Origin of the sequence: Streptomyces sp. NPDC002896, assembly GCF_040295225.1 — a bacterium.
In the GTDB taxonomy this organism is placed as follows: Bacteria; Actinomycetota; Actinomycetes; order Streptomycetales; family Streptomycetaceae; genus Streptomyces.
In genome coordinates this window covers 1-25,181 of sequence record NZ_JBEOVA010000042.1, presented here as the reverse complement: position 1 = coordinate 25,181, position 25,181 = coordinate 1, and the positions used below count along the sequence as shown (strand labels likewise).

General features: G+C 69.3%; 32 protein-coding genes, 1 tRNA gene and 3 pseudogenes. 19 read left to right on the top strand and 17 right to left on the bottom strand.

The features are described 5' to 3' along the window. Positions 1–128: 128 nt before the first annotated feature. From ABT009_RS41360 to ABT009_RS41350, 3 genes are read right to left on the bottom strand one after another with little or no spacing between them, the layout of a single operon-like run. Complete coding sequence (locus ABT009_RS41360; RefSeq protein WP_351306809.1) at positions 129–989, bottom strand: alpha/beta fold hydrolase; 861 nt, start codon at positions 987–989, stop codon at positions 129–131. Next, positions 986–1,963 carry a VOC family protein gene (locus ABT009_RS41355; protein ID WP_351306807.1) on the bottom strand — a complete coding sequence of 326 codons (978 nt, stop codon included), beginning with the start codon at positions 1,961–1,963 and terminating at the stop codon, positions 986–988. Before ABT009_RS41355 ends, ABT009_RS41360 begins: the two co-directional genes overlap by 4 nt. A gap of 28 nt (positions 1,964–1,991) precedes the next feature. Then, complete coding sequence (locus ABT009_RS41350) at positions 1,992–3,524, bottom strand: FAD-dependent monooxygenase (RefSeq protein ID WP_351306805.1); 1,533 nt, start codon at positions 3,522–3,524, stop codon at positions 1,992–1,994. A 112-nt stretch (positions 3,525–3,636) separates the two neighbouring features. Here ABT009_RS41350 and ABT009_RS41345 point away from each other — a divergent pair, with 112 nt between their 5' ends. The 3 genes from ABT009_RS41345 (at position 3,637) to ABT009_RS41335 (ending at position 5,303) form a co-directional block, all read left to right on the top strand. Continuing rightward, positions 3,637–4,272 carry a TetR/AcrR family transcriptional regulator gene (locus ABT009_RS41345; protein WP_351306803.1) on the top strand — a complete coding sequence of 212 codons (636 nt, stop codon included), beginning with the start codon at positions 3,637–3,639 and terminating at the stop codon, positions 4,270–4,272. Positions 4,273–4,314: 42 nt separating this feature from the next. Beyond that, positions 4,315–4,488 (top strand): hypothetical protein, encoded by a 174-nt coding sequence (locus ABT009_RS41340; RefSeq protein ID WP_351306801.1) that lies wholly within the window; start codon positions 4,315–4,317, stop codon positions 4,486–4,488. A 290-nt stretch (positions 4,489–4,778) separates the two neighbouring features. Next, positions 4,779–5,303, top strand: coding sequence for a DUF5994 family protein (locus ABT009_RS41335; RefSeq protein ID WP_351306799.1), 525 nt, complete (start codon positions 4,779–4,781; stop codon positions 5,301–5,303). An 85-nt stretch (positions 5,304–5,388) separates the two neighbouring features. On the opposite strand, the gene ABT009_RS41330 is transcribed toward ABT009_RS41335, so the two are convergent. Both ABT009_RS41330 and ABT009_RS41325 read right to left on the bottom strand, forming a co-directional pair. After that, entirely contained in the window at positions 5,389–5,787 is a 399-nt protein-coding gene (locus ABT009_RS41330; protein ID WP_351306798.1) for a DUF5994 family protein, read from the bottom strand. Between the two features lie 42 nt (positions 5,788–5,829). Beyond that, the gene (locus ABT009_RS41325; RefSeq protein WP_351306796.1) at positions 5,830–6,831 is read right to left on the bottom strand and encodes an acyl-CoA desaturase; all 1,002 of its coding nucleotides are present in this window, start codon (positions 6,829–6,831) and stop codon (positions 5,830–5,832) included. Positions 6,832–7,143: 312 nt separating this feature from the next. Between ABT009_RS41325 and ABT009_RS41320 the strand changes: the two genes are divergently transcribed. The 9 genes from ABT009_RS41320 (at position 7,144) to ABT009_RS41280 (ending at position 12,108) form a co-directional block, all read left to right on the top strand. After that, complete coding sequence (locus ABT009_RS41320; protein ID WP_351306794.1) at positions 7,144–7,335, top strand: CsbD family protein; 192 nt, start codon at positions 7,144–7,146, stop codon at positions 7,333–7,335. After that, positions 7,332–7,679, top strand: coding sequence for a hypothetical protein (locus ABT009_RS41315; RefSeq protein WP_351306792.1), 348 nt, complete (start codon positions 7,332–7,334; stop codon positions 7,677–7,679). The genes ABT009_RS41320 and ABT009_RS41315 overlap by 4 nt, the downstream gene beginning before the upstream one ends. Positions 7,680–7,718: 39 nt before the next feature. Next, positions 7,719–8,423, top strand: a complete 705-nt coding sequence (locus tag ABT009_RS41310) for a DUF5994 family protein (protein ID WP_351306790.1) — start codon at positions 7,719–7,721, stop codon at positions 8,421–8,423. Positions 8,424–8,433: 10 nt separating this feature from the next. Next, the gene (locus ABT009_RS41305; protein WP_351306788.1) at positions 8,434–8,709 is read left to right on the top strand and encodes a hypothetical protein; all 276 of its coding nucleotides are present in this window, start codon (positions 8,434–8,436) and stop codon (positions 8,707–8,709) included. A gap of 115 nt (positions 8,710–8,824) precedes the next feature. Further along, positions 8,825–9,208, top strand: coding sequence for an STAS domain-containing protein (locus ABT009_RS41300; protein ID WP_351306786.1), 384 nt, complete (start codon positions 8,825–8,827; stop codon positions 9,206–9,208). 260 nt (positions 9,209–9,468) lie between these two features. Beyond that, complete coding sequence (locus ABT009_RS41295) at positions 9,469–9,894, top strand: STAS domain-containing protein (protein WP_351306784.1); 426 nt, start codon at positions 9,469–9,471, stop codon at positions 9,892–9,894. Between the two features lie 233 nt (positions 9,895–10,127). After that, entirely contained in the window at positions 10,128–10,340 is a 213-nt protein-coding gene (locus ABT009_RS41290) for a hypothetical protein (protein WP_351306782.1), read from the top strand. 243 nt (positions 10,341–10,583) lie between these two features. After that, a complete protein-coding gene (locus ABT009_RS41285) occupies positions 10,584–11,312 on the top strand; it encodes an ANTAR domain-containing protein (protein ID WP_351306780.1) in 729 nt (242 codons plus the stop codon). Between the two features lie 79 nt (positions 11,313–11,391). Next, a complete protein-coding gene (locus ABT009_RS41280; RefSeq protein ID WP_351306778.1) occupies positions 11,392–12,108 on the top strand; it encodes a GAF and ANTAR domain-containing protein in 717 nt (238 codons plus the stop codon). A 368-nt stretch (positions 12,109–12,476) separates the two neighbouring features. Here the strand turns inward: ABT009_RS41280 and ABT009_RS41275 are convergent, their stop codons facing one another. The 5 genes and pseudogenes from ABT009_RS41275 to ABT009_RS41255 form a co-directional block, all read right to left on the bottom strand. Further along, positions 12,477–13,295, bottom strand: a complete 819-nt coding sequence (locus ABT009_RS41275) for a SigB/SigF/SigG family RNA polymerase sigma factor (protein WP_351306776.1) — start codon at positions 13,293–13,295, stop codon at positions 12,477–12,479. Positions 13,296–13,699: 404 nt separating this feature from the next. Further along, positions 13,700–14,059, bottom strand: coding sequence for an ANTAR domain-containing protein (locus ABT009_RS41270; protein WP_351306774.1), 360 nt, complete (start codon positions 14,057–14,059; stop codon positions 13,700–13,702). 40 nt (positions 14,060–14,099) lie between these two features. Next, a pseudogene (locus tag ABT009_RS41265) lies at positions 14,100–14,234 on the bottom strand (PRC-barrel domain containing protein); the annotation flags it as partial. Then, on the bottom strand, positions 14,225–14,437 hold the full coding sequence (locus tag ABT009_RS41260) for an ANTAR domain-containing protein (protein WP_351306856.1): 213 nt from the start codon (positions 14,435–14,437) through the stop codon (positions 14,225–14,227). The pseudogene ABT009_RS41265 and the gene ABT009_RS41260, both read right to left, overlap by 10 nt. A gap of 83 nt (positions 14,438–14,520) precedes the next feature. Continuing rightward, positions 14,521–14,799 carry a hypothetical protein gene (locus ABT009_RS41255; protein WP_351306772.1) on the bottom strand — a complete coding sequence of 93 codons (279 nt, stop codon included), beginning with the start codon at positions 14,797–14,799 and terminating at the stop codon, positions 14,521–14,523. A 709-nt stretch (positions 14,800–15,508) separates the two neighbouring features. Here ABT009_RS41255 and ABT009_RS41250 point away from each other — a divergent pair. Both ABT009_RS41250 and ABT009_RS41245 read left to right on the top strand, forming a co-directional pair. Then, the gene (locus ABT009_RS41250) at positions 15,509–15,676 is read left to right on the top strand and encodes a hydrophobic protein (RefSeq protein ID WP_351306770.1); all 168 of its coding nucleotides are present in this window, start codon (positions 15,509–15,511) and stop codon (positions 15,674–15,676) included. An 801-nt stretch (positions 15,677–16,477) separates the two neighbouring features. After that, a complete protein-coding gene (locus tag ABT009_RS41245) occupies positions 16,478–16,879 on the top strand; it encodes an integrase core domain-containing protein (protein WP_351306768.1) in 402 nt (133 codons plus the stop codon). 679 nt (positions 16,880–17,558) lie between these two features. Here the strand turns inward: ABT009_RS41245 and ABT009_RS41240 are convergent. Next, positions 17,559–17,632 (bottom strand) — tRNA-Pro (locus ABT009_RS41240). Positions 17,633–17,865: 233 nt separating this feature from the next. Between ABT009_RS41240 and ABT009_RS41235 the strand changes: the two genes are divergently transcribed. Both ABT009_RS41235 and cobF read left to right on the top strand, forming a co-directional pair. Further along, on the top strand, positions 17,866–18,414 hold the full coding sequence (locus ABT009_RS41235; RefSeq protein ID WP_351306766.1) for a DUF309 domain-containing protein: 549 nt from the start codon (positions 17,866–17,868) through the stop codon (positions 18,412–18,414). 113 nt (positions 18,415–18,527) lie between these two features. Beyond that, complete coding sequence (cobF, locus tag ABT009_RS41230; RefSeq protein ID WP_351306764.1) at positions 18,528–19,304, top strand: precorrin-6A synthase (deacetylating); 777 nt, start codon at positions 18,528–18,530, stop codon at positions 19,302–19,304. A gap of 87 nt (positions 19,305–19,391) precedes the next feature. Here the strand turns inward: cobF and ABT009_RS41225 are convergent, their stop codons facing one another. The 5 genes from ABT009_RS41225 to ABT009_RS41205 all read right to left on the bottom strand — a co-directional run bounded on the left by ABT009_RS41225 (position 19,392) and on the right by ABT009_RS41205 (position 23,653). Further along, complete coding sequence (locus ABT009_RS41225) at positions 19,392–20,135, bottom strand: cobalt-precorrin-6A reductase (protein WP_351306762.1); 744 nt, start codon at positions 20,133–20,135, stop codon at positions 19,392–19,394. Between the two features lie 163 nt (positions 20,136–20,298). Further along, the gene (locus tag ABT009_RS41220) at positions 20,299–21,069 is read right to left on the bottom strand and encodes a sulfite exporter TauE/SafE family protein (protein ID WP_351306760.1); all 771 of its coding nucleotides are present in this window, start codon (positions 21,067–21,069) and stop codon (positions 20,299–20,301) included. A 118-nt stretch (positions 21,070–21,187) separates the two neighbouring features. After that, positions 21,188–21,883, bottom strand: coding sequence for a type 1 glutamine amidotransferase domain-containing protein (locus ABT009_RS41215; protein WP_351306759.1), 696 nt, complete (start codon positions 21,881–21,883; stop codon positions 21,188–21,190). 140 nt (positions 21,884–22,023) lie between these two features. Continuing rightward, positions 22,024–23,052: an NAD-dependent epimerase/dehydratase family protein gene (locus ABT009_RS41210; protein WP_351306758.1), complete on the bottom strand. Its 1,029-nt coding sequence runs from the start codon at positions 23,050–23,052 to the stop codon at positions 22,024–22,026. A 235-nt stretch (positions 23,053–23,287) separates the two neighbouring features. Continuing rightward, positions 23,288–23,653, bottom strand: coding sequence for a VOC family protein (locus tag ABT009_RS41205; RefSeq protein ID WP_351306756.1), 366 nt, complete (start codon positions 23,651–23,653; stop codon positions 23,288–23,290). A gap of 195 nt (positions 23,654–23,848) precedes the next feature. Here ABT009_RS41205 and ABT009_RS41200 point away from each other — a divergent pair, with 195 nt between their 5' ends. The 3 genes and pseudogenes from ABT009_RS41200 to ABT009_RS41190 form a co-directional block, all read left to right on the top strand. Beyond that, positions 23,849–24,331, top strand: a complete 483-nt coding sequence (locus ABT009_RS41200) for a Dps family protein (protein ID WP_351306754.1) — start codon at positions 23,849–23,851, stop codon at positions 24,329–24,331. An 88-nt stretch (positions 24,332–24,419) separates the two neighbouring features. Beyond that, positions 24,420–24,755, top strand: a complete 336-nt coding sequence (locus ABT009_RS41195) for a DUF3140 domain-containing protein (RefSeq protein ID WP_351306752.1) — start codon at positions 24,420–24,422, stop codon at positions 24,753–24,755. Positions 24,756–24,792: 37 nt separating this feature from the next. Further along, positions 24,793–25,089, top strand: a pseudogene (locus ABT009_RS41190) (endonuclease); the annotation flags it as partial. Positions 25,090–25,097: 8 nt separating this feature from the next. Here ABT009_RS41190 and ABT009_RS41185 read toward each other — a convergent pair. Beyond that, positions 25,098–25,181, bottom strand: a pseudogene (locus tag ABT009_RS41185) (transposase); the annotation flags it as partial.

Genomic DNA, 25,181 nt, shown 5'->3' with positions numbered 1-25,181 from the left:
AACCGCCGTGCGTGCCGCGGCAGCAGCGCTGGGCTCCACGCTTGCGCGCCGACGTCGCTGACACCGTCGCCGCTCACGCGGAACGAAGAGGGCCCCGGATCGTTCCGGGGCCCTCGAATCGCCGGGTGCTACCCGGCAACGAAGAGCTTGGCCTGTGCGGTGAAGCGGGCTGCCTGCTCGATCTGGATCCAGTGACCGGCGTGCGGCAGCACGTGGAGCTGGGCGTTGGGAAGGTTCTCGGCCAGGTAATAGCCGGCCGCCACCGGCAGCATCCGGTCTTCACGACCGTGTAGCACGAGCGTCTGGTGCTGGATGGCTGCCAACTCGTCCTCGGTGTACTTGACCGGCCCGTGCTCAGGGTTGAAGGTCGCCAGGTGTGAGCGGCGCACGTCGTCGCGGGTGGCCAGCGCGAGCCGCGTCTGCGCGATCTCCTCCAACTTGCCGGCGAAGAGATCGGTGTCGTCGACGAATCGCACGAGGAGGTCGGCCATCGCCTCGGGCGACGGGTCCTGGTAGAAGGTGATCAGCTTCATCAGGTCCTCGCTCGGCGGGATCGGTGCCCCACCGCTGCCCATGAGGATCATCTTGTCTATCCGGGCAGGCTCGATCTGGGCGACGCGAAGCGTGATCATGCCGCCCATCGAATTGCCGACGAAGTGCGCCTTGGCGACGCCCAGGGCGTCGAGCAGCGCGATGAGCGACCGGGCACGCAGGGTGGTGTACTCCGGCATGCCGCCGGTCGGGGCGGGTTCCGGGTGCTCGGAGTCGCCGAAACCCAACACGTCGGGTGCGATGCAGTAGTAGTCCTCGGCGAAGGACGGCATCAGATGCGCCCAGTTGGAAGGCGCGCTGACACCGGGTCCCGAGCCGTGGATGAAGAGGATCGCGAGCTTGGACGGGTCACCGCAGGTGTAGACCCGCAGTCGGTGTTCGCCTGTCTGGATGTCCTGGCTGCGGACCTCGCGGTCGCTGGCAGCGGTCGCTGTCACTTGGTGCCCTCCTCGGCCGCCGCCTTCATTGCCGCTTCCTGCAGTTCCTGGCCGCGCTTGGCCAGCTCGACGAGGGCCGTGCCGAGCTCCATCGGGTTCTTGTGGCCCCACGCGCTGATGGAGTCGTACGCGGCGACCTCCCAGGTGGCGTCGTCCTCGATGATCAGGCCACCCCAGCCGTACTCGACCGCGATGCCCGATGGGGAGTGGGCGTAGAAGGAGAACATCTTGTCGTTGGGGTGCATGCCGATGGTGTGAAGCAGCGGAACCCGTGCCTCGACGATGCGGTCGTAGGCCCAGCCCACGTCCGACATGTTGTTGTTCTCGATCAGGAAGTGGTGGAGCTTGAACGGCGCCGGCATCTCCGCGAAGGCCAGCGTGTGGTGACGGCCGTTGCAGTGGGTGAAGGCGGCATCGACGAAGACGCCGGGCGCGACCTCATCCTTGATGTAGTCCGACAGCTTGAAGCCGAGGTGGCTGTAGAACTCGAGCATCCGCTCGCGGCCGCCGCCAGGCGTGCAGAGCAGGAACATGTGGCCGGCGCCGCCCTGGCGGGTCTGGAAGCCGTACTTGTTGACCTGGTTGGCGTAGGGCGTGTCGGCCTTCTTCAGACCGTTGATCAGCTCGACGCAGTTGCCCTCAGGGTCGGCGGTGACGTAGATGCGGGCCACTCCACGCTCGGCCGCGAGCTCAGGGTCGCCCTCGGTGACGTCGTGTCCCTCACTGCGCAGCAGAGTGACGACTTCGTCGAGATCGGCATCTGAGCCGCAGTCGAAGCCGGCGAAGGCCAGGTCGTTGCGCGGGCCCCGCACGATGATCGTGCGGTGGATGTAGTCATCGAGTCGGAAGGTGCGGATGTCGTCCTCGTGACTGGCCGGCATCAGGCCGAGAAGCTGGCCGGCGAAGCTACTCCAGGCGTCGAGGTCGTCGGCCTCGATGCCGACGTAAGAGAGTTCTTTGATCGTTGCGGCCATGTCGATTCCTTCAGTCGGAGGGTGGCGGTCAGGCGGGAACGGAGAGGCCGGTGGGGTCGGCTGCGGCCACGAAGCGGTCGGGGCGTACGACGACCACGCGGGCGGCGCGCTCGCGCAGCCAGCCGATGAGGGTGCCGTCGATGTCGACGATCTCGTCGGGACGCTCGGTGCCCTGGTCGGCGGCGCGAACGGTGAGGTAGCGCGCGCCGATGGCGTCCCAGCCGGCCTTTTCCTCGGCTGACAACACGGTCGCCGGGTCGATGTTGTCGCCGAGTACGACGAAGTCGTTGCCGAGCAGATCGTCGAGCCGGCCGATGAGGCCGTTGACGGTGGCGGCTCGCGGCTGCGGGATCATCTTCCCGACCGCGCTGTCGGGGGTCGCGCCACCCGTGAACCAGCCGGCGACGTAGAACGGCGGCCAGAGCAGCGGCGGCAGTTCCTCTGACTGCGCGGCCAGAGCGGCCTGCTCCTCCTCGGTGAGCTCCTGCTTGATGATGCGGCCCAGCTGTACCGAGACCTCGGTGTAGAAGTCGACGTTGGGGCGGCGCTCCGCCTCGTAGGAGTCGAGGATCGAGGCCGGGAGCGAGCCGCCGAGCACGCCGGCGAGCTTCCACGCGATGTTGAACGCGTCGCGGATGCCTGACTGCATGCCCGACCCGGCCCACGGCGGCATCAGGTGAGCGGCGTCGCCGAGCAGGAAGACGCGCTCGCCGATGCGCCACGACTCCGCGGAGCGGATGTGGTGGCTGTAGAAGGCATGGCCGTGGATGTCGATGTCGTCGCGCGAGACCCCGAGCGACTCCAGCAGCGGCCAGAGATCCTCGTGGGTGGCGAAGTCCGCGTCGGTCTCCCCGGGCCTGAGCGGGATCTCCCAGCGATGGTTGTCGCGACCGAGCGCGATGTCCACGACGGGGCGCTCCTTGTCGGACCAGAAGGTGAGGATGTGGCGGTTGGGCCACCAGCGCTTCACCTTGCCGTCGATGACGACCCAGCGGACATCCAGGGTGTCGCCGACAAGGTTGACGCCCAGGCGCTCGCGGGTCGCGGTTTCGCCGCCATGGCAGGCGAGGGCGTACCGGGCTCGCATCGTGGAGGACTCACCGGTGGTGAGGTTACGGACGGTGACCGCGACGCCGTCGGTGTCCTGAGCCACGTCGGTCACCTCGACGCCGTACTCGACCCGGATCTTGTCGCCGAACCGCGCGGCCCCGTCGCGAAGGGCCTGCTCCATGGTGGGCTGGTAGATCGCGTACGCCGTCGCGTGGCCGAGCTGCCCCGGCGGGAACGGCAGGTGCAGCAGCTCGGTGCCGTCGTAGGTGACCCAGCGCAGGGCGAGAGTGGGATCCATGTCGGCCTTGACGCGCTCGTCGAGGCCGATCTGCTGGAAGAGACGCATCGTCCAGTCGTTGACTGTCACGGCGCGGGCACGGCTGTAGATGTCGCGTTCGCGCTCGAACGCGATCGCGTTGATGCCGAGCGTGCCGAGCGCGTTGGCCGCGGCGACGCCCGAAGGGCCGTAACCGATGATCGCGACGTCGGTGTCGTAATCATGAGGACGCATGGATGCCTCGGTTCTGTAATGAAGGTTCCAGACAGAAGTACGTGGGCCATTAGAAGTGGCCCAAAAGAGGCTGTCAAGGGTCTGGAGTGAACGATCCAGATAGGATGTGGGTATGCCGACCACAACCGCCGGACGCCGCAACAAGCGCCTGCTCCAGGGCGAGCGCTCGCGTGATGAGATCCTCGATGCCGCCTCGCGGATGATGTCGATCCGCGGATTCGACGGCACGAGCATCGCCGACATCGCCCGAGAGTCAGGGCTGCCCAACAGCTCGATCTACTGGCACTTCAAATCCAAGCTGGGCATCCTCGCCGCCGTCATGGAGCGCGGGGCCGACCGCTTCTTCGCAAGTGTCACCACACCTGAACCAGACCCGGGCGACACACCCGAGGTGTACATGCGCCGCGCCCTCGGCGCCGCCAGTGCCGCGTTCGTCGACCACCCGGAGTTCCTGCGGTTGTTCGTGCTGCTACTCCTGAGCAGCGACACCCCGGAGACGACCGAGATCATCGAACGAGTACGAGCACACGGGCGCTCCAACCTCCACGCTCTGATCACCCACGCCTTCACCACCATCGCCCCCGAGCAGGCCGAGCAGGTGGCCGACGGCACCGTCGACTTCGCACTCGCAGGCTTCGACGGCGCCTTCCTCGCACTCCAGGCGAACCCCGCCGCAGCGCACGAGCACTTGATGGAGCAACTCGCCAGCGCACTGTCGAGTCTTGGCAGAGAGGCGCTCCGCGTATGACCAGGATCAGCCGGCACAACCATCAGTCCTAGGCTTCGACGCATGGCGGAGTCCCGTCGCGCCGCTGAAACCCAGACGCTCGCCCGCAGTCTGCGCACCCTGCAGTTTGCCGGCACGGCGATCGACGGCCTGAGCATCCAGGAGATCGCCGGGGAGCTGGACGTACACCGGTCGATCGCCTCACGGCTGCTCTCGCCGGCCAGGAAAAGGACCTGATCAGCGACCTCAACCGAGGTTTTCACGCGGCACACCCGCCTCGAGCTCACCGTGGACACCACCCGCGCGGCCGAACCGGCGCGGTCCTGGCTGGAGACCAGCCGCTTCTCGGAGGACGAGCGCCGGCCGAAGTGAGCCTACGTCCACGAGCGGTCCGTTCGGCCTCTTTGGGGAGTAGCGTGACGTCATCGGGAGCACTTCGCACACCGGCCCCGATGCCGGTGTCGTTCCTGGTGAGCGACGACACCGGACCACTGCCCACGCGCAGGGGCCGGAGACAGGTTCGCGCGATGTCCGCGACCACCGACCATCCCCCGCTACAGGCCGTGCCCTTCAGGGCCCCGACCGCGCGCCTCGCGCTGAAATCCGTGAGCCCTTCCGGAGGGCCTGTCGAACTGGACGGCGCCTGGTGGCCTCATTCACGTGACCTGACGAGCGAGCTCTCCACTCTGGCCGACGTGCTGGATCCGCTGTGGGGGCGGATCACCCGTATCGCCGTCAACCCTCGCTACTGGCCGATCATCCCGCCCAGGATCTTCGTCAACGGCCATGTGGTGAAGGTCGGTTGGTTCACCTCGGAGCTGGATCCGCACAAGATCCTGCTGCTGTCCTACACCGCAGGCCGCTGGGACCTCCTGGTGATCCCCCCGGAGGCCAGCGCCCCCTCGGCCGCCCGGCTGATGGCCGCCGCGAGCGCGAGCGCCGGCCCGCCGATGACGGCGACCGCCCTCATGACGGCGGAACAGGCCGACGACACTTCCTCGTCGTACGAGGCCGCCGCCGGCCGGCCCGACCGACTGGTGGTGGGGATATGACGGTCGTCGTCGCCGCCCTGGTCGTCGCCGCCCTGGTCGTCAGCGCCCTGATGATTCGCCGGGCAGGAGTCCGTGGTGGGCCGGATCAGACGTGACCACTTGCCGCGGCCGCCATGAGCGGTTCCGCGGCCTCCTCGGTCGTATCCGGCGGCACGACCAGCAGGTCCCGGCGGCCCCGGCCGGGGGCGAGCAGGACGACCGTGTGCGGGGCGGATGCCGCCAGGGTCCTGCGTAGTCGTACGACCTGGTTGAAGACGAGCATCCGGCCGGGCGTCGCGGACCACTTCGCCCCGTTGACGGTAACGCTACTGATGTGGCCCCACGCACGCGGCAAACCGGCGAGCAGTCGCGGGAGTTCCGCGAGCAGGTCGTACGAACGAGGCCACCACGCGCCGTCGATGGGCCGGGGCAGACCGCCGTGGGGGGCCAGGCGCAGGCGGAGGACGGGGTGGGAGGGAAGCGGGGGTTGCAGTGCGGTGGTCATGAAGGCTCCTGCCAATTGCCGTACACCTATGAGTGGTTGACGTCAGGCACGACGGTCTGCGACACGGGCCGGCGTCGGCCAGCGCACCTCGTACACCCAGCCGAGGCGTTCGAGGAGGCGGATGACCGCGGCCGACGGGTCGATCTGGCCGCGGTCGACGCCGTGCCGGGCACTGGTGGGGTCGGCGTGGTGGAGGTTGTGCCAGCTCTCCCCGAAAGAGAGCAGGGCCAGCGGCCACAGGTTGGTGGCCCGGTCGTGGCGCCTGGTACGGAACGGGCGTTCGCCGATCATGTGGCACAGCGAGTTCACACTCCACGTCACGTGGTGGAGCAACGCGATCCGTGCAAGTCCCGCCCACAGCAGGGCGGTCACGCCGGATATCCAGGTACCGCCGATCGCCCAACCCGCCGCGAACGGCAGCGCGAGGGTGAGGACGCACAGCATCGGGAAGGCACGGGCGACGGCACGGATGTCGCGGTCGGCCAGCAGATCGGGGGCGTAACGCTCCGCCGGCGTACGCTCGTTGCGGAACAGCCAGCCGACATGGGCGTGCAGCAGCCCGCGCAACTGGCCGCGCAGATGCGTGCCGTAGCGGTACGGGGAGTGCGGGTCGCCGGGCCGGTCCGTGAAGGCGTGGTGACGGCGGTGGGTGGCGACCCAGCCGATGACATCGCCCTGGAAACTCATCGAACCGGCCACCGCGAGTGCGATGCGCACGGGGCGGACGGCCCGGTAGCCGCCGTGGGTGAGACCGCGGTGGAAGCCGACCGTGACGCCGAGACCGGTGACCGTGTAGAGAACGACGGCCAGCAGGATGTCGGCGGGATGGATGAGGCGCCCCCACAGCAGCCAGCCGGCCAGGCCGAGCGCCACGAACGGCAGGACGACGATCACCGCCGTCACCGCGACGTACAGCCGCTCCCCGCCGTCGCGCGCGGGCACCGGGCCGTCCGGCGGGAAGGGGGACGTCCCGTCATAGCCCGGGGGCGGCGGGGCGGTGTCCGACGGAATCGCCGTCGTGGACGTGGTGGAACTGAACGACATACGGGGCTCCTCGGCCTCGGTGCGGGTGGCGCGGCCGGGGTCACGGGCTGCCCCTGTGATGGGAGTCGTGAGGACGGGGCCGGTTCGGACACCGGCATACGAAGAGTCCTCGTTTCCTCCACCGTACTCCCGCACGCTCCGAAACGAGGCGGGCCGGATCGCGCGGCCACCGCGTTGACACGGACCGTCGCCCGACGTTGACTGGCGGCACGCAGGGCCATGCCACTCCGGAACAGACAGCGAAGCATTCCGCCTTCCCGCCTCGCCCAGACCCCGCGGGAACCCACCTACCGGACACCAGCGAGGCCGGCCATGACCGTTGAACGGACGATCAGGAACAAGGCGCAGACGATGAAGGGCAGGATCACGGAAGAGTTCGGCCGGGTCACCCGCAACAGGCGACTGCAGCGCCGAGGCAGGATCGACCGGGTCTCCGGAAGCCTGAAACAGGCCGTCGAGAAGACCAAGGACGCCTTCAGGCGCAACGAAAGCGGCACTCGATGATGTACGACCAGACACGCGCCCAGCAGCCCGCGGGCCAAACCCGGGGCCCCGCCGAACGCCGCACCCCGGGCCCGGAGCCGCTGCTCCCGTCGGCCGAACGGGACAAGATCGTCCTACGCCTCCGGCACGCCCTCAACACCTTCGCCGACACCCCGCGCGAGGCACTGGAAGAAGCCGAGAGCGCCTACGACGAAGCCACCGCCCAGCTCGTGAACGCCCTCGCGGAACGGCGGCGTCTCCTCCGCGCCGGCTGGCAGGAGCAGGCCCCCGAGACACAGTCCGACGAACTCCGGCACGCGCTGAGGCAGTATCGGGAGATCACCCAGCGGCTGCTCCAGCTCTAGGCGGCCGCTGGTCCGCGCTGCGGCGGAGCACAGAGTAGTGTGGACAGCACCGAGAGCATTTCGCACACCGGCTTCCACGCCGGGTCGTTCTCGGCGAACGATGAAACCCGGGCCGCCGCAGAGACGGCCCGGAGACAGGTCCGCATCATGTCGGTGACCTTGCACCCAACCCTGCCGCACCACGAGCCCGTCGCACCCCCGGCCGCGCGTCTCGCATTGAAGACCGACGGCACGTCCCGCGGACTCCTGGACGGTGCCTGGTGGCCCCGCTCCCGGGATCTGTTGAGCGAACTGCCGGCACTGACCGACGTGTTGGACTCCTTGTGGGGCCGCATCACCCGCATCGCCGTCAACCCGAAGTACTGGCCGGTCATCCCCCGCAAAGTTCCCGTGGACGACCACATCGTCAAGGTCGGCTGGTTCACCCCGGAAATCGACCCGCACAAGCTGCTGTTGCTCTCCTACGGCACCGGCCGCTGGGATCTCCTGGTCATCCCGCCCGAGAGCGCGGCGGCGTCGGCGGCCCGGCTCATGGCCGCCGCGTCCGACTACGACGGCCCGCCGTTGACCGCGAGCGCGCTCATCGCCGCGGACGAGGCCCGGCACGGCGTCTCCGCGACCGACGAGCGACTGGACCCGGACGAGGCATGGGAGTACGAAGGCGGCTCCTCCTCGGTGTCCGCGGCCGTTCCGGAACAGACCCGCCGAACCAGTCAGACCAGTCGCCTGATCGTCGGCATGTGAGGTGGCTGCCATGAACGCCTTCCTGACATCCGCCGCCTTCGTGGTTCTCATCGCAGCGGCGGCATACGTGATCCACCGGCTCAACATCCAGCACGCCGACAGAATCGCCGTGCGCCGGTACAGCGTCGCCCTGCCCGGCCGCCGCGGCCGCGGCACGCCGCAGCCCCCGGTGGAACAGGACCGGTCCGAGTCGCCGACCGCCGGCGAACGACGGGACCACCGCGACGGGGGCCGTGGCCGCTTCCCGCCGCGCCGCCGCCGCAGCCGTACCACTCACCACAGGTGACCAGCCGGTTTCCGTCACCGGCCTCGCGCACGGATCGTCGACTCGGCTCGTACCGACGCGTGCGCCCGGGAACCTACACCCGGGCCATGGACCGCGCGAGGAGCGGCCGGGACCCATGAACCGAGGCGTCATGACTCTTCCGCAGCTGAACATCTACCGGCACGACCGGGGCAGGCGAGCACTGATCACCCTGGCCGGTGAGGTCGGCCCGGCCACCGCGCCCCAGGTGCGGACCGCTCTGGAGCGGTGCCTGGGTGACGACATCACCACCATCGACGTCGACCTGACCACGGTCGGCCTCTGCGACGGCAGCGGCCTGCGCGTCTTCCTCTACGCGTCGCGGCACGCCGCCGAGACCCATGCGTCCCTGCGGCTGCACCACCCGTCCCCGCAGACCGCACGGCTCCTCGCGGACACCGGCTCCGATCGCGTGCTCCTGTGCTGGACCGGGCCGGAACGGCGACGCCGAGGAAGGGAGTTGATGAGCCGGCCCTCCTGAACGCGATCCGCCTGCGCCGGTGAATCGCGGGCAGGCCGAGATGCTGAACAAAGATGGCTGCGGGGTGCGGACTCTTCGTCTGTCACCCGGCGCATCCCTGGAGGGAACTGGGTGGGTCCTCTGTCCTGCTGCGCAGGCTGTCGGACCGGCCGTTGCTCTGCCTCCGCCGAAAATACGCCCCTGCCGGGAGCGCGCCCAGAGGGCCGGGACTCCGGCACCACCGCGCCCGCTGCCGGATGGTCTTCCGAAACCGAGGCGTCATGCCCCTGCCACAGCTCACCGTCTACCGCCATGACCGAAGGAAACGGGCGCTGATCACCCTGGCCGGTGAGATCGACCTCGAATCCGCGCCGGTGGTGCGCGTGTCCCTGGAACGGTGCCTGCGGGACGGTATCCGCACCATCGACGTCGACCTCACCCCCGTCACCTTCTGCGACTGCAGCGGACTCAACGCATTCCTCCGCGCTGCGCAACAGACCACCGTGGTCGGAGGGACCCTGCGACTGCACCATCCGCCGACGACCCTGGCTCGGATTCTCGACCTCGCCGACTGCGGGTTCCTGCTCCTCGGGCTTCCGTTCGACCACCTGCCACCTCCTCTCGGGGACACCCCGGCCACGCCCGCTCCAGCCCCGCCGCACGGCTCTGTCCCGCTCGTGGCTGTTCTCTCGGGCGATGCGCGGTGAAGGCCGAATTCGGGCGCGGGCAGTCACGGAAGCCGGGAGGCGGCGAGCCGTCCGCTACGGCTCCGGTGCAAGTTGCGTCGGGTGAACCGCTGGCTGGTGGACAGCCTGCGTGAAGATCTGGCGGATCTGTATGTGGAGTCCCGCGCAACGGCGCCGGGTGATCCATACCGCCGTCCCAGCCGCCAGAACTTCTTGGACCGTCTCACCACGGACATGCGCCGACCGGGTTCGCCATGGTGATCGCCGGGACGGACAGCCTGTTGGGATGCGCCTTCGGATTCCCGGTACGCGGCGACGGCTCCTGGTGGCTCGGCTTCAAAGGACCATTGCCGCGCAGCATCGAGCAACTCACAGTGTCCGGCAGCGTCTTCGCGTTCGCCGACATCATGATCCGGCCGGGCCCGCAGGACCGGGGCTCGCCCGTCGTTTGCAGGAGCGGCTGCTGACCGACCACCAGGCATCGCTCGGCGCCACCTTGGTGGACCGGGCTGATCGCCCAACCCTCGCTGCGCTTCGCTCCTGGGGGTGGCTGCACATCGGAGAGCTTCGGAGGCCGGCCGGCTCCACCATGTTCCGCGCACTGGTATTTCCCCTCGGGGAACGGACCACGGCGAGGCTGGAGGGCCTCGTCGCGATGCCTGGAGGCGGTGGCTCGGGTGGGGCCTGACAGCCGGTCGGCCCGCATTCAGATGCTGGTGGTCGAACAGGCAGTCCGACGAGGTGCCCGGGTCGGTGTGGTGGACGTGTGCACCGCGGCGGTGGCCGCGCTGCCGGTCGGCGGGGCCGGGCTGTCGGCGATGTCCCGGACAGGGGCGAGCCATCCGCTGTGCAGCACCGACGACATCAGCGAGCAGCTGGAAGAGCTCCAGCTCATGCTGGTTGAGGGGCCTTGCGTGGATGCCTTTGCACGCGGCTCGGCCGTCCTGACACCCGATCTGCTCACCACTGAACTGCAGGATCACTGGGCCGTGTTCGCCGACGCGGCCCTGGAAGCCGGAGCCCGTGCGGTGTTCTCGCTCCCCCTGCAGATGGGGGCGATCAGCCCGGGAGTTCTGGACCTGTACGCCAATGTTCCGACCGTACTGGACACGGAGGAACTGGCCGACGCACTGGCGTTCGCCGATCTCGCGACACTGCTCCTGCTCGATGCAAGGATCGACGAGACGGGCGCGCCGACCGGCGGGCCGATGCCGGACCGCAGCTTCGAGGACCTGGGCGCGTACCGGGCGGAAATCGACCAGGCCAGCGGCATCCTGACCGTTCAACTCGGAGTCGGCATCGAAGAAGCCTTCGTCCGGCTTCGCGCCTACGCCTATGTGCAGGGACGCCGGCTCGCCGACGTGGCCGCGGACGTGGTGGCCCATCGGCTTCGTTTCTCCCCGGACGCGAAGCCGGATCAGGCCGAGGAGGAAACCTGACGTATCGGTGCCGGCCGAGGAACGTGCCATACTTCCCGCCCCTTCGGGCAGGGACTAGTCTCAATCGAGGGTGCCCACGATGGATCAACAGCTTCTGGCCAAGACCTTCGTCGAGCTGGCCGACAACCTCGTCGCCGACTTCGACCTCATCGATTTCCTGCGCCTGCTGACCGACCGCTGCGTCGGCATGCTCGATGCGAGCGCCGCCGGGGTGCTGCTCGCCGACCGGGACGGCAAACTTCGGGTCATGGCGGCCTCCGACGAACAGGTGCGCCTGCTGGAGCTCTTCCAGCTCCAAAACGACGAAGGCCCCTGCCTCGAGTGCTTCCGCACCGGCGTACCGGTGATCATCCACGACCTAACCCGGGAGGTCGATCGCTGGCCGCGCTTCGTCACGGTGGCCCACCGCAGCGGATTCCGGGCCGTCCAGGCCCTGCCCATGCGCCTGCGGGACGAGACCGTGGGCGCCCTGAACCTTTTCCGCGCCGCGCCCGGCCCCTTCGATCCGGCCGCCACACTCGTCGCCCAGGCGCTGGCCGACGTCGCCACCATCAGCCTGCTGCAACAACGCACCGCCCACCGCAGCACGGTGCTCAACGAGCAGCTGCAGACGGCGCTGAACAGCCGGGTGCTGATCGAACAGGCCAAGGGGAAGCTCGCCGAACGTCAGGGCATCGACATGGAGCAGGCGTTCACCGCGCTGCGTGGTTACGCCCGCGCTCACAATCGGCGCCTGGCCGACGTGGCCCGTGCCTTCATCAACGACTCGGAACCCCTCGCCGGTCTGGGGTCCTGACCCACGCCGTTGCTGGGGCCCGCTACTGCTCTGCACCGTCCTCGATCAGACGGCGGTGGAGTCTGCTGCAAGGCCGCCTGCCGGTTCTGGCCGATCATGACGAACGTTGAGAGGAAGATCGCTTCCATGACGAACGGCATCGAACCGGCGAACTTGGTGATGGCGTCGGCGATACGCAGTTGGACGTCTCCGGCACGGTTGTTCCGGTGCGTAACCACTGCTGGGTGGTGCATGGCCTGGTTGGCCTGCTTGCTCGTCGCAGCGTGCCTCTCCCGGAGAGGGGTTACGCAGGGCACTGCCGGCGACAGGGGATGGCCGGATACACCGCCCCCTCGCAGTCCGGCGCCGCCCGTGCACCCGGGACGTCGTCACACTGCCCTCCTCCGATCGTGGGCCTCGGCCATCACCTGGTCGCGCAGGCGCGCACAGGTGCGGATGATCAGCCGGGAGACGTGCATTTGCGAGAGACCGAGCTGCAGGGCGATGCGGTTCTGCGTCATCTCACAGAAGAACCGCATGTAGAGGATCTGCCGTTCGCGTTCGGGCAGTGCCCGCAGCAGCGGGCGGAGCGCCTCACAGTTGACGATCAGGTCGAAACGGGGCTCCGTGCCACCGAGAGTGTCGGTCAACGGGTGGCTGTGCTCGGAGCGGCCGGGTACGGCATCCAGGGACAGGGAGGTGAAGCTCTCCAGCGCCCCCTCGCCCAGCCGCACCTCCGCCTCGGTGAGGCCGGCGTGCGTGGCGATCTCGTGGACGGAGGGTTCGCGGCCGTAGAGCGAAGCGCACTCATTCCCGGCGGAGCGGACCTGGCTGCGCAACTCCTGTACGCGTCGCGGTACGTGCACACCCCAGAGGTGGTCACGGAAGTGCCGTTTCACTTCGCCCAGGATCGTCGGTATGGCAAAGCTCTGGAAGGCGTTGCCAAGGCTCGGGTCAAAGCGGGTTACCGCCTTGATCAGGCCGAGTTGGGCGACCTGCTTGAGATCTTCGAAGGACTCGCCGCGGTGACGGAAGCGCCGGGCGAGCCGTACGGCCATCGGCCCCCAGGCGCACACCACCTCCCGCCGCAGCGCGGTCCTCTCCGGGCCGTCCGGCAGGGTGGCGATACGGCGGAACGCAGCATCGGTGTCCGGGGCGTCGTCGTAGGGGTATGTGCTTCGTGGGCTCTGCGTGCGTGCGTACGGCATGGGCACGTGTCTCCCTGATCGGTGGCGTCGCTCACCGTGGGAGCCGTCGGACCGCAGCACGCTGGGGAGCAGCGACAGCTGCCCCCACGGGCGTGCCTCCGGTCTGACGGTCTGAAGCACATCGGACGAGTTCCCGGGCAGCCCGCTTTCAAACAGGGGCAACTGCGGCTGCCTACAGGGGATGTGAAGCGGAGAGCGTGGAGGGCCGGTGGGCCTGTCATGCCTTCCAGCGAAGTGTCGACAGCGAAGCAGTCATCAGGCGGAACGGACGAGGAACCGCACGACCGGTGTTTGAGGTCCACGAGGCGGGCTACACAACAGACGCGTCCGACGGCCGTCCTGGACGAAGGCACCGGAGAGTTGAGCTCACAGCTTCCGGTGCCGTCCGCTGGGCGCGTGCGCCGTCATCTCCGGTCCGCCGCATGGAGGCGCCGCAGCGCCCGGCGCAGCTCCCGCTGTATCGGTTCCGGGAGCGTCCGGTCCTTCGTCGTGGCGGCCAGAGCCGCAGCCACGTCACGGAGCTTGATGTTGCAGTGCTGCGACACGTCCACCAGGAGGTCCCAGGCCCGGTCGCTGGAACACGGCGCCAGGGCCATCACCATGCCGCACGCCTGGTCGATCACTGCACGGCTCGCCAGGGCGCGGCCCAACTGCTCGTTCCTGGCGCGTAGTTCCACGACCTCGGCCAGCAGAGCCGCATCCCCCGCTGAAGGCACAGTCCTCAACAGCCGCTGTTCTTCATGGGGCGGGGTCACCTGGTGCATGGTCCGTACCTCACAGGGCAGTCATCCTGTCCGTAGGTGGTCAGCGGCGCGCCAGTTGCCGTTCGCCGGCCGCACCGGGCTTGTAGGCCAGTCCGTGGTGCTTGAAGATCGCTTCCTCCTGCTCGGCGGGCAGCACCTCGTCGGCGCCGATCGAAGGGGCCTGCTTCACCAAGTCCCTGCCGCCCCGCGGCGGCAGGGGGTCAGGACCATCACCATGCCGCGGGCCTGGTCGATGACCGCACGGGCGGCCAGCGCCCGCCGCAGCTGATCGTTCTCGGAGCGCAGTGCGACGACGTCCTGTCCCGCCGGCGCCTTCCCCCACGTGGCCTCGGCCCGCAGATCGCTCCACTCCTCTTGGATCAGGCTTGTGCGTGGCATGGCATATACGTCTTAACGATCTCGACACGTCCGGGCTGGCTGAAGCCGTCCCGGAACCCGTGGCTACCGGGCCACGTCACGGGTCACCCGCGGTGTTCGTGGTCCCGACGGTCCTCGCGCCGCCAGCGCGCCCGGTTCTGACGGCTGTAGCGGCGGTCCCAGCGTTCCTGACGATTCCGGCGCTCCTGGTAGTCCCGGTAGTCCCCGAGATCGGAACTGCCGCTACGGCTCCGGCCTCCGCCACGATCGCGGCCGTAGCGGGTGGCGCCGTAGACCAACACCGCCGTGGCCACCCACCAGATGGGATTGAGAAAGCCGAAGCCGAACAGGACCACGATGAGGATGAGGAGCAGGACGAACACGGCGGACCTCCCCGGGAGCGGGACACAGCATCGAACCGGGGACTGGGGCTCACCCCACAGCGTAGTCCGGCCCAAGGGTTGCGGATACCGTGCGACGTCAGCGCGTCCTGCCCGGCATGGATGGCTACTTGACACCTGTCGGGGAACTGCGGCGAGGGCTAGCGTGCGACATGCCGCCCCTGCCCCCGGCAGCGTCGCACCGCCAACGCGCTCCCCAGAGGGCGCACCCTGTGCATCGGTGCCGGAACCCGCCGCGTCACGAGCGAGGCCGTTCCCGCACGCGCCCATCGTCACGCGATCCCGGCGCGCGCCGATGCGTCCCAAGCGGGCACCGATCTGCTGCCCGCCGCGTCGCACGCATCCCACAACAGGCGGTACACATGTACGCGCTGATCGTTCCCGCTTCGGCCCCCTTCGTCCTGCTCGCCACCGTGCTGGGGCTGTCCTGGTGGGAGGACCACATCCTGCCGTCGCCGCCGACCGAGCCGACCGAAGCCCCCGCCGAGACTCCGTTCGCCACGGCGGCTCCTGCCCAGCTCCCAGAACTCCTCAGTGTCGACACTGCGTTGACAAGGGGCGTTGCGGGCGTTGACTGGCAGCACGGCGTAGGGCTATGCCACTCCGGATCATTCGGCCGCAGCATTCCACCTTCCCGCTTCGCCCGGACCCCGCGGAATCAAGGAAATCCCCGCGATCCGGAGGCCCGGCGATGCTCTGGATTCTTCTCCTTCTGCTGATCCTGGTGGTCTACGGGTTCGGCTTCACCATGCAGATCCTGTGGTGGGTCGCGGCCGTCCTGCTGGTCCTCTGGATTGTCGGCTTCGCCGTGCTCGGGCCCAGCGGTGGCAGGCGCCGGTACAGCCGCGGCCGCAGGTAATCCACTCCACGCCCTGTGGGTGCCGACAACCCTGTCACCTATGCTGAGCTGCGGCATCAGGGTCACGAAGGGATCACATTGAGGGTGTTCGCGAGTCCGTCGACGCACGCTTGGTAGTCGTGACGTTCCGTCTGGTCTACCGATTCGGCTGCCTCCTACTCGGCTGACTGCGCCTCCTGTCACGGTCCTCCGCGTCCAAGGATCTCGAGATACTGGTGCTGCGCCATCAGCTGAGCGTCCTCGAACGCGGTAGGCCGAAGCCGGCGTTCGCCCCCGGCGACCGGGCGGTGATCGCCGCCCTCGTTCGCCTGCTGAGCAAGGGTCAGCGCCTCAGCTTGAAACTGTTGGTGACCCCGAGCACGGTCCTGCGCTGGCACGCCAGACTGGTGAAGCGGAAATGGACGTATCCGCATCGGGGGCCGGGGCGGCCACGCAAGTCCGCTGCCTTGCGGGCTCTGGTACTGCGCCTGGCGGGGGAGAACGACAGGTGGGGGTACCGGCGGATCCATGGCGAACTGCTCAACCTGGGATGGAAGGTCGCCGCCTCCACCGTTTGGGAGATCCTGAAGCAGGCTGGGATCGACGCGGCGCCCCAGCGCGCCGGCCGGCTCCTGGACCCGCTTCCTCAAGGCTCAGGCCACGGGCATCCTCGCCGTCGACGTCTTCCACGTAGACACGATTTTCCTGCGGCGCCTGTTCGTCCTGTTCTTCATCGACCACGGCACCCGTCGCGTCCACATCGCCGGCGTCACCCGACACGTCACCGCCGCGTCGGCCACCCAGTGCGCCAGAAACCTCCTCATGAGTCTGGACGACATGCGCACCGTCGGCATCCGGTACCTGATCCGAGACAACGCCGGCTACTTCACCGAGGGCTTCGATGCAGTCTTCACCACCATCGGCGCCCGGGTGGTGCCCATCCAGCCGGGCGTGCCCCGGATGAACGCAATCGCCGAGCGCTGGGTGGGATCATGCCGACGCGAGGCCACCGACCGCATCCTGATCACCGGAAAGCGGCACCTGCGCCTCGTCGTCGACGAGTACGCCGGCCACCACAACGAACATCGACCTCACCGATCACTCGGGCAGGGATGCCCCGACGGTGTCGGCGCGCCCGAACCGCCCGCCATCGACGACCCATCACGTGTCATCCGGCGCGACCGCATCGGCGGCCTCATCCACGAATACGCACAGGTCGCATAGGGTGACGGGGGTTGTCGGCACGCACAGCCCTGGGGATGCGCGTACAGCTGGGAGCAGTCACGCACGAGGACTTCAAGCGCCACGTCATCGCCGGTCGATCGGCGGCAGCTGGAGACGACCACACGACCTCGACCGAGAACTTGAGGCTGCGCTCGTATGCCCGGCGGCGCGGTGCACTAACGAGGGCGCCTGCGCGCACCAAGGCATGGTTGGCAACCGCTCCCTTCAACCCGTAATCGCCGCTTACCGCCGCTCCCCCTCTGACAAGGGGACGCAGTAGAGCACCAGCACCTCGTTGGCAACCCCTCCGACCTGCGCAGCGCCCCGGAACCGCGTTCAACTTCTTGATGAATTGCCCACCCAGACATGGAGCCCTCGCAGACAAGGGGACACCGAAATCGGACATGGGGTCGCCCCTTCACCCGACCCCATTTGAAGGGCTGGGAGCATCCCGACCCCTTGACCAGTAAAAGCTGGGAGCAGCAGGCCCGTCGCTCTGGGAGCACGGCCAACTCGACCGGATCGGGCGATAGGTGGTCAACATAAATTGACGCCGTCAACGGCGGCTGGGAGCGATGGGAGCACAGGGAGCGGAAGAGGGCTCCCACATTGCTCCCACTCACGCGTGAGGGGCGCTCCGAAGAGCGCCCCTCACCTGCGGAAACTTCCGACATCTCTGTCGGGACGACAGGATTTGAACCTGCGACCCCTTGACCCCCAGTCAAGTGCGCTACCAAGCTGCGCCACGTCCCGGTGCGCTTCCCGCGGGTGTTCCGCGTGATCGCGCAGAAAGAACATTACCTCACGTCAGAGGGTGCTCCGAAGCCGGTACGCGGTACTCGGCGATCTGCGGGCAGCGAGGGCATGTTTGCCGGGCGACCGGAGACCGCGAGGTGGGCCTCGGCCTGGCGGAGGTGGTGTGGCGTCGTCGGGGGCAGGCCGGGCCGGGGCGTGACTGCAGCTGTGGTGCGCGCGACAATCTCCGTATGAGCACAGCACCACGGGTCGGCGCGGGCGGCGGACGGGACCGTGACGCGGAGGGCCGCGCACGTAATGCGAGGCCGCGGGACGGTCTCGGACGGCCCTTGCCCTACGGGGCGGAGGGGGTCGCCCGGCAGCCTGAAGGGGTGCCGCGCGACCCCCGCGAGACGGTCGCCGAGGCACAGTCGCTGCTGGACGCGGGCAGGCCGTTCCACGCCCACGAGGTGTTCGAGGACGCCTGGAAGTCGGGCCCGGCGGAGGAACGCGCGCTGTGGCGAGGGCTGGCACAGCTCGCTGTGGGGCTCACGCATGCGGCACGCGGTAACGCGACGGGCGGGGCCCGGCTGCTGCGGCGCGGCGCGGCAGGCATCGAGGACTGGCGCTCGGCATCGCGACGGGACCGGCCGTACGGGATCGCTGTATCGGAACTTGTTCTGTGGGCAGGGAAGTTGGCGACTGTCGTGGAGCGCGAGGAGTCGGCCATCGACGCGGAGGCCTGGGCACCGCTGTTGCGTGGAGGTGAGCGGGAAGGCGGCGGGGCAGGGCGTGGGTGAGTGAGTAAACAAGCCCCGGTCGGGAGGCGGCGGCCGATGCGGGCCCGTCACCGATCGCCCCTGACGGGCCGGGCGGTGCGTCGGCTGTCAGTGGCGTGGGGCAGACTCGGGGCGTGCGAAAGATTCATGTCATCGGCATCGGGGCGGGCGATCCCGACCAATTGACCCTTCAGGCGGTCAAGACGCTGAAGAGCACCGACGTGTTCTTCATTCTGGACAAGGGCGAGGAGAAGTCGGACCTCGTCCAGCTTCGCCGTGACATTCTCGACGTACACATACCGGATGGGGCGTACCGCCTGGTCGAGGCGCGCGATCCAGACCGCGACCGGGCCGCCGGCGGTGCGGCCTACTCCCCCGCCGTCGGGGACTGGCGCAGCCGTCGTGCCGACATCTACGAGGATCTGATCACCCGCGAGCTGGGCGAGGACGAGAGCGGTGCCTTCCTCGTGTGGGGCGACCCGGCGCTCTACGACAGCACGCTGGGCATCCTGGAGGAGATCCTGGAGCGCGGCTCGGTGAGCTTCACGTACGACGTCGTGCCTGGCATCAGCAGTGTCTCGGCGCTGGCCGCCAGGCACCGGACCGGGCTCAACCGGGTCGCCGGGCCGGTACAGATCACGACGGGCCGGAGGCTGGCGCAGGGTCTCCCCGAGGGCGTCGACGACGTCGTCGTGATGCTGGATGCCCACCAGGCGTTCCAGAAGTACGCGGACGACGACATCGACATCTACTGGGGCGCCTACATCGGCACGCCCGACGAGATCCTCATATCCGGGCCGCTCGGCGAGGCGGCGCCGCGCATCACGAGGGTGCGCGCGGAGGCCCGGGAGCGCAAGGGCTGGATCATGGACACGTATCTGCTCCGCAGGCGGCCGCGGGATCAGCGGTGACAGGAGCCGTGGGGCACTAGGACGCCTGGCGCGTCAGGGCCCTGACACGCCAGGTTCCTGGAGCCCGGCCGACTGTGGAGCGGAGCGTCAGCCGGCCAGCCCGAGCCGGGAAAGCGCCGTCGCGACATCCGGGACCACGACCACCCCGTCCGGCGCGGGGGGCCGCCGGACGATGACGACGGGGACGGCGAGTGCGCGGGCGGCCGCAAGCTTGGGGGCCGTGGCTGCGCCACCGCTGTCCTTCGTGACCAGGACGTCGATGCGGTGATCGCGCATCAGCGCGGCCTCGCCGTCTGCCGTGAACGGGCCGCGGGCGAGCACGATCCGGGTCCGGCGCGGCAGGGGCGGCTCGGGCGCCTCCACCGACCGTACGAGGAAATCGAGGTCGTCCAGGTGCGCGAAGGCCGCGAGGCCCAGGCGGCCGGTGGTCAGGAAGACGCGCCGGCCGAGGCCCGGCAGCAGGGCCGCCGCTTCGGCGAGTGTCGCGGCCTCGTGCCAGCGGTCGCCTGGGCCTGCCTCCCAGCCCGGTCGGCGCAGGAGAACGGCCGGTACGCCGGTGGCGGTCGCGGCACGTGCGGCATGCGCGCTGATGGTGGCGGCGAACGGATGCGTGGCGTCGACGACGGCGTCCACGCCGTGCTCGCGCAGCCACGTCGCCAGGCCGTCGGGGCCGCCGAAGCCCCCGATGCGCACGTCGCCCGGGAGCGCGCCCGGCCGGGACACCCGCCCGGCCAGCGATGTGGTGACCCGTACCCCCGGGCGCGCCGCCAACTCGGCCGCGAGCTCGCGGGCCTCGGTCGTGCCGCCGAGGACCAGGACGTGCGCAGACATGCCGTCGAGCGTACGGGGACGGCGTGGCGGGGCGGCACGCGGGCCCAGTCGCGGGCTCAGCCCGCACGCACCTCCGACGCCCCCGCCACGCCCAGTACGCCCGACCCGACCGGCGCGCAGCACGCCCGAAGCGCGCAGCACGCGCGAAGCGCCCCGCGCCTCCTCACCGCAGCAGCAGCTGCACCCCGCCCACCACGGTCGCCGCGATCACGAGTTGCTCGAAGACGCGCTGGTTGATGCGGTGGACGGTGAGCCTGCCGAGGTATGCGCCGGGGAGGACGAACAGGGCCAGGGCGGCGTCCAGCAGCAGCGAGTGGCCGTCGATGAGGCCGAGACCGACGCTGAAGGGCACCTTCGAGGCGTTGACGATCAGGAAGAACCACGCAGACGTGCCCAGGAAACTGAGCTTCCGGAAGCCTGCGGAAAGGAGATACATCGACATGACCGGGCCGCCCGCGTTGGCGACCATCGTCGTGAATCCGCCGAGGACACCGTAGGAGCGGGCCTTGACGCGGCCCGCCCGCATCGTCACCTCCTCCGGCGCCGCCTCGGTGGCACTGCGTCGCCGCCATACGGTGACGGCCGCCATCAGCAGCAGAATCGCGCCGATCGACGTACGCACCGCTCCGTCGCCCGCCCACATCAGGAACAGCGTGCCGACCAGGACCCCTGCGATGACGGCCGGGAACAGCCGCCACAGGGTCGGCCAGTGGGCGTGCCGCCGGTAGGTGAGTACGGCGAGCACGTCGCCGACCATGAGGAGCGGCAGGAGCACACCGGTCGAACCGCGGGCGGGCAGTACGGCGGCGAAGATGGCGAGGCTGACGGTGTTGGCACCGCTCACCGCGGTCTTGGAGAAGCCGACGAGCGCGGCCGCCGCCGCGAGCGCGGCGAACTCCCACGGGGTGATGTGCCAGAGCGTGATCGTGTCCATGCGGACACCGATGCTATGCCCGGCTATTCCTGGCGCGTAAGGGGCACCCGACGTGATGCCCACTACGCCGTACCGCCCCGCCGGACCGCGGCTCAGCCCAACGAGAGGCTCAGCCGGATCAGCCCAGCGCCTTGAGCACCTCCGCCGCCAGCGGGGCGGACGACGCCGGGTTCTGGCCCGTGAACAGATTGCGGTCCACGACCACGAACGGGGCCCAGGGCTCGCCCTCCTGGAAGTCGGCGCCGATCTCGACGAGGCGGTCCTGCAGCAGCCACTTCGCCCTGTCCGCAAGCCCGCCCTGCGTCTCCTCCGCGTTGGTGAAGGCGGTCAGGCGGTAGCCCGCGAAGGGCGAGGTGCCGTCGGGGTTCCGGGCCGCCAGCAGCGCGGAGGGGCCGTGGCAGACGACGGCGAGGGGCTTGCCCGAGCCCAGTGCCCGGGTGAGCAGCGCGCCCGAGTCGGCGTCGACGGCCAGGTCCTCCATGGGGCCATGGCCTCCTGGGATGTAGACGGCGTCGTACTCGTCCAGGTCGACGTCCTCGATGCTCACCGGACCCTGGAGTTCGGTGAAGGACTCAAGGCCCTTTGCGATGCGGTCGGCTCCCTCCTGGCCTCCGTTGAACTCGGGGGCCAGGCTCGCCTGGTCGACGGTCGGCACGATGCCGCCGGGCGTGGCGACCGTGATCGCGTGTTCCGCGTTCTTGAAGGCCTCGTACGGGACGACGGCCTCCTCGGCCCAGAAGCCGGTCGGGTGCCGGGTGCCGTCGGCCAGCGTCCAGTGGTCCGAGCCGGTGACCACGAAAAGGATCTTCGCCATGAGTTCCGTTGCTCCCTGCGGTCTGCGGTGGGTTGCTGTCTGCCGTGCTACCCCTGCGTTCTACCGTGCCGCCTGCCCGATTTCACGTCACGCGGCCTCGCTCCCCGCGAGCGTCACGCTGCCCTGCCTCCCCGGGTGCGTCACGCTGTCCTGCTCCCCGCGAGCGGAGGCGTCGGCATACCGGCACCCCTGCGCATCCCGCGCAGCAGTTCCTCGAGAGCCTCGATCGCGGTGTGCTCGGGCCGCCAGCCCAGTTCGTCCCGCGCCCGTGAGCAGTCCATCAGCGGCAGCCTGATCACGGCGTCGAACAGCTGCGGTGACGCCGGCACCAGGTGCAGCCCCCAGGCGGCGGCCAGTGCGGACCGCGCCGCGCGGGTCGGCACCCGTACCACCCGGGCGTGGAACAGCTCGGCGAGCACCATGGCGTCGATCGGCGGTTCCGCGGCCAGGTTGAAGGCGCCCTGCACGGTGCGGCTCAGGGTCAGTCGGCAGGCACGTGCCGCGTCCTCGGTGTGCAGGGCCTGGAACCGCAGGCCCGCCACGTCCGGTACGACCGGCAGCAGCTCCGGCCGGGCCAGCTGCCCGGGCATGAACCGGCCCGCGAACAGGCGGCGCTGCTCGCTCGCCGACTCCTGCTTGAACATGAACGCGGGCCGCAGGCGGACCACGCGGATTGCGGGGTTCTCCGGCTCGAAGGCGTCGAGTGTCCGCTCGAGATAGGCCTTTTCACGGCAGTACGCCGCCTCGGGCCAGCCGTGCGTGGACCAGGACTCGTCCACGGCGCCGTCCTTCGGCTTGGGCGAGTAGGCACCGACCGACGAGGCGTGGACCAGCACCGGGACACCCGCGGCCGCGACGGCCTGGAACACGCGCACGCTGCCCAGGACGTTCGTACGCCATGTCGCCGCGGGGTCGCGCGCGGGCTGGAACTGCCAGGCCAGATGGACGACCGCATCCGCTCCGCGGAAGTGCTGGGCGAGGTCGGTCTCCTCCTTCGCCACGTCCGCCGACGCCCACTCGGTCTTGGGGGGCGTCCAGTCGGGCACCCGGCGCGCGAGCCCCAGCACGGAGTCGACCGTCTCGTCCTCGGCGAGGCTCTGCAGCAGGCTGGTGCCGAGGTTTCCGGTGGCTCCGGTGACCACGATCCTCTTTCCGGAAGTACTGCTCACGGTCCGCTCCTTTCGAGGGCGCCCTCAGGGGCTCGGAAGGTGCCGCGTGTCCTCGGCACCTGCCGCGCTCTCCCTGAAGGCAGCGGCTGTACCGTGCCTTTCCAGCGCCTGTCACGGTGCGTGTCCGAGTGGCTGCCGACAACGAGTCACCGTCCCGGCAGTCGCCGCCACCCTAGAAAAGTGCCCGATTCTGTCGGAAATGACCCTTTCGCTGAGTCGCGACCTCGCCGCAGCCTCACGTACGTACCGCCAGCGAGAACGAGTGCCAGGTGCGTTCGTCCCAGGGGCCGCCGTTGTCCCTGGTCTCGACGGGCCGGGCGCCGAGGCCGATCGCCTCGCGCTCGGCCGCGTCCATGTCGCCGTGCTCGACCAGAATGCGCAGATGCGCCTGCTGCGAGTCCTCGGGGCGCGGCCAGGTCGGTGGCGCGTACCCGTGGTCCCGGTGCACGGCGAGGAAGACGCCGTCCTGCCCGGCCACCTCCACGTAGTCGGGGTCCCGCCCCAGCCTCGCCGTACCGCCGAGGAGGCCGGCGTAGAAGTCCGCGAGCCGCTCCGGCTCAGCGCAGTCGAGAACGAGCACAGTCGTCTTGCGAACGGTCATGGGGTTCCTCCCTGCGACCCCGGGTGCCACCGGCCGACAGGCCCAAACGGCCCGCCGTCCAGCTTGCAAGATTTCCGGACAGGTGCCGCCACCGCTTTCCGGCCGGGTGCTGCTTCCTCAGACACGCTCCTGTTTTCTCCCGCATCCTCCGGGCACCCGAGCGTCTGAGTCGTACGCCCGAAGGAGATGGAGAGAATGGCCGTTGTGAAGAGCACGCTCCCCGACACGGCACTCAAGATCACCGGGGAGGCACTGCAGAGCACACTCGTGGATCTGCTCGGGCTGTCCCTCACAGCGAAGCAGGCCCACTGGAACATCGTCGGCCCGCGCTTCCGAAGCATCCACCTGCAGCTGGACGAGGTGGTCGACTCGGCCCGGTCGTACGCGGACGCCGTGGCGGAGCGCGCGGCCGCGCTGGGCGTCGCCCCCGACGGCCGTCCCGAGACCGTCGCAACGGCCAGTGCCCTGCCCGCTGCGAAGGACGGATGGATGAAGGACACGGAGGTCGTGGAGCTGCTCGTCGACGCGCTCGGCACGGCGATCGGACGGCTTCGCGAGCACATCGCGGCCACCGAGCAGGCGGACCTCGTCACGCAGGACCTCCTGATCGGCATCACGGCCACGCTCGAGAAGCAGCACTGGATGTTCCAGGCCGAGGACTCGCCGCTGCGGTCGTAGACCCGAGTCCGGGGACCAAACGGAGCCAGTCCCGGGGACCGAGCAGACCCCCACCACCGGCCGTCACGCACCCACCCGAGGAGCCCGGATGACCGATGCACTCGAACTCGACGCGCTGTGGGACGAGTTCCACAGCGTGGTGAACATGACCTCGCAGGAGCTGAGCGCCTGGCTCAGGGTCAGCGAGGCGGACGAGGACACCGAACCCCTGCCGGACCAGGCGGGCGACCCCCTCGGGCAGCACGTCCTCGCGATCCTGCAGAAGCGGCGTACAGACCTGACGGATGCCGACATCCAGGTCATGTACCAGGTCGTGGACACGGTCGCGGCACAGAGCGACATCGAGAACGAACCCAAGGCCGACGACGAGAGCCGTCGCCACCAGCTGATGACCCTGGGACACGATCCACTGAGGCCGGGGTGAGACGAGCAAGCCAGGGTGAGACGAGGAGGGCCGTGCCATGCCCGCTCAGCAGAAGGTGATCAAGGAGCTGCTCACGTCCTACGGTCACACCTATGCCGAGGATGCGGGCATCCGCCTCAAGAACACCCCGCAGCCGCTCTACCAGACACTAGTCCTGGCCTGTCTGCTCAGCGCGCGGATCCGCAACAGCGCCGCCGTCGCATCGACCAGGGAACTGAAAGAGGCGGGGCTGCGCGATCCCCGCCATATGGCCGACTCCGACTGGCAGGAGCGTGTCGACGCGCTCGGCCGCGGCGGCTACCGGCGGTACGACGAACGTACGGCGACGCAGCTAGTGCCGCATCAAGCAACGTTCGCCCTGTCGATGACCTCGCGGAGCCGCTCGTCGGCGGCGTGCTTGTTCCGCCAGATGATGTAGCGGCGGAT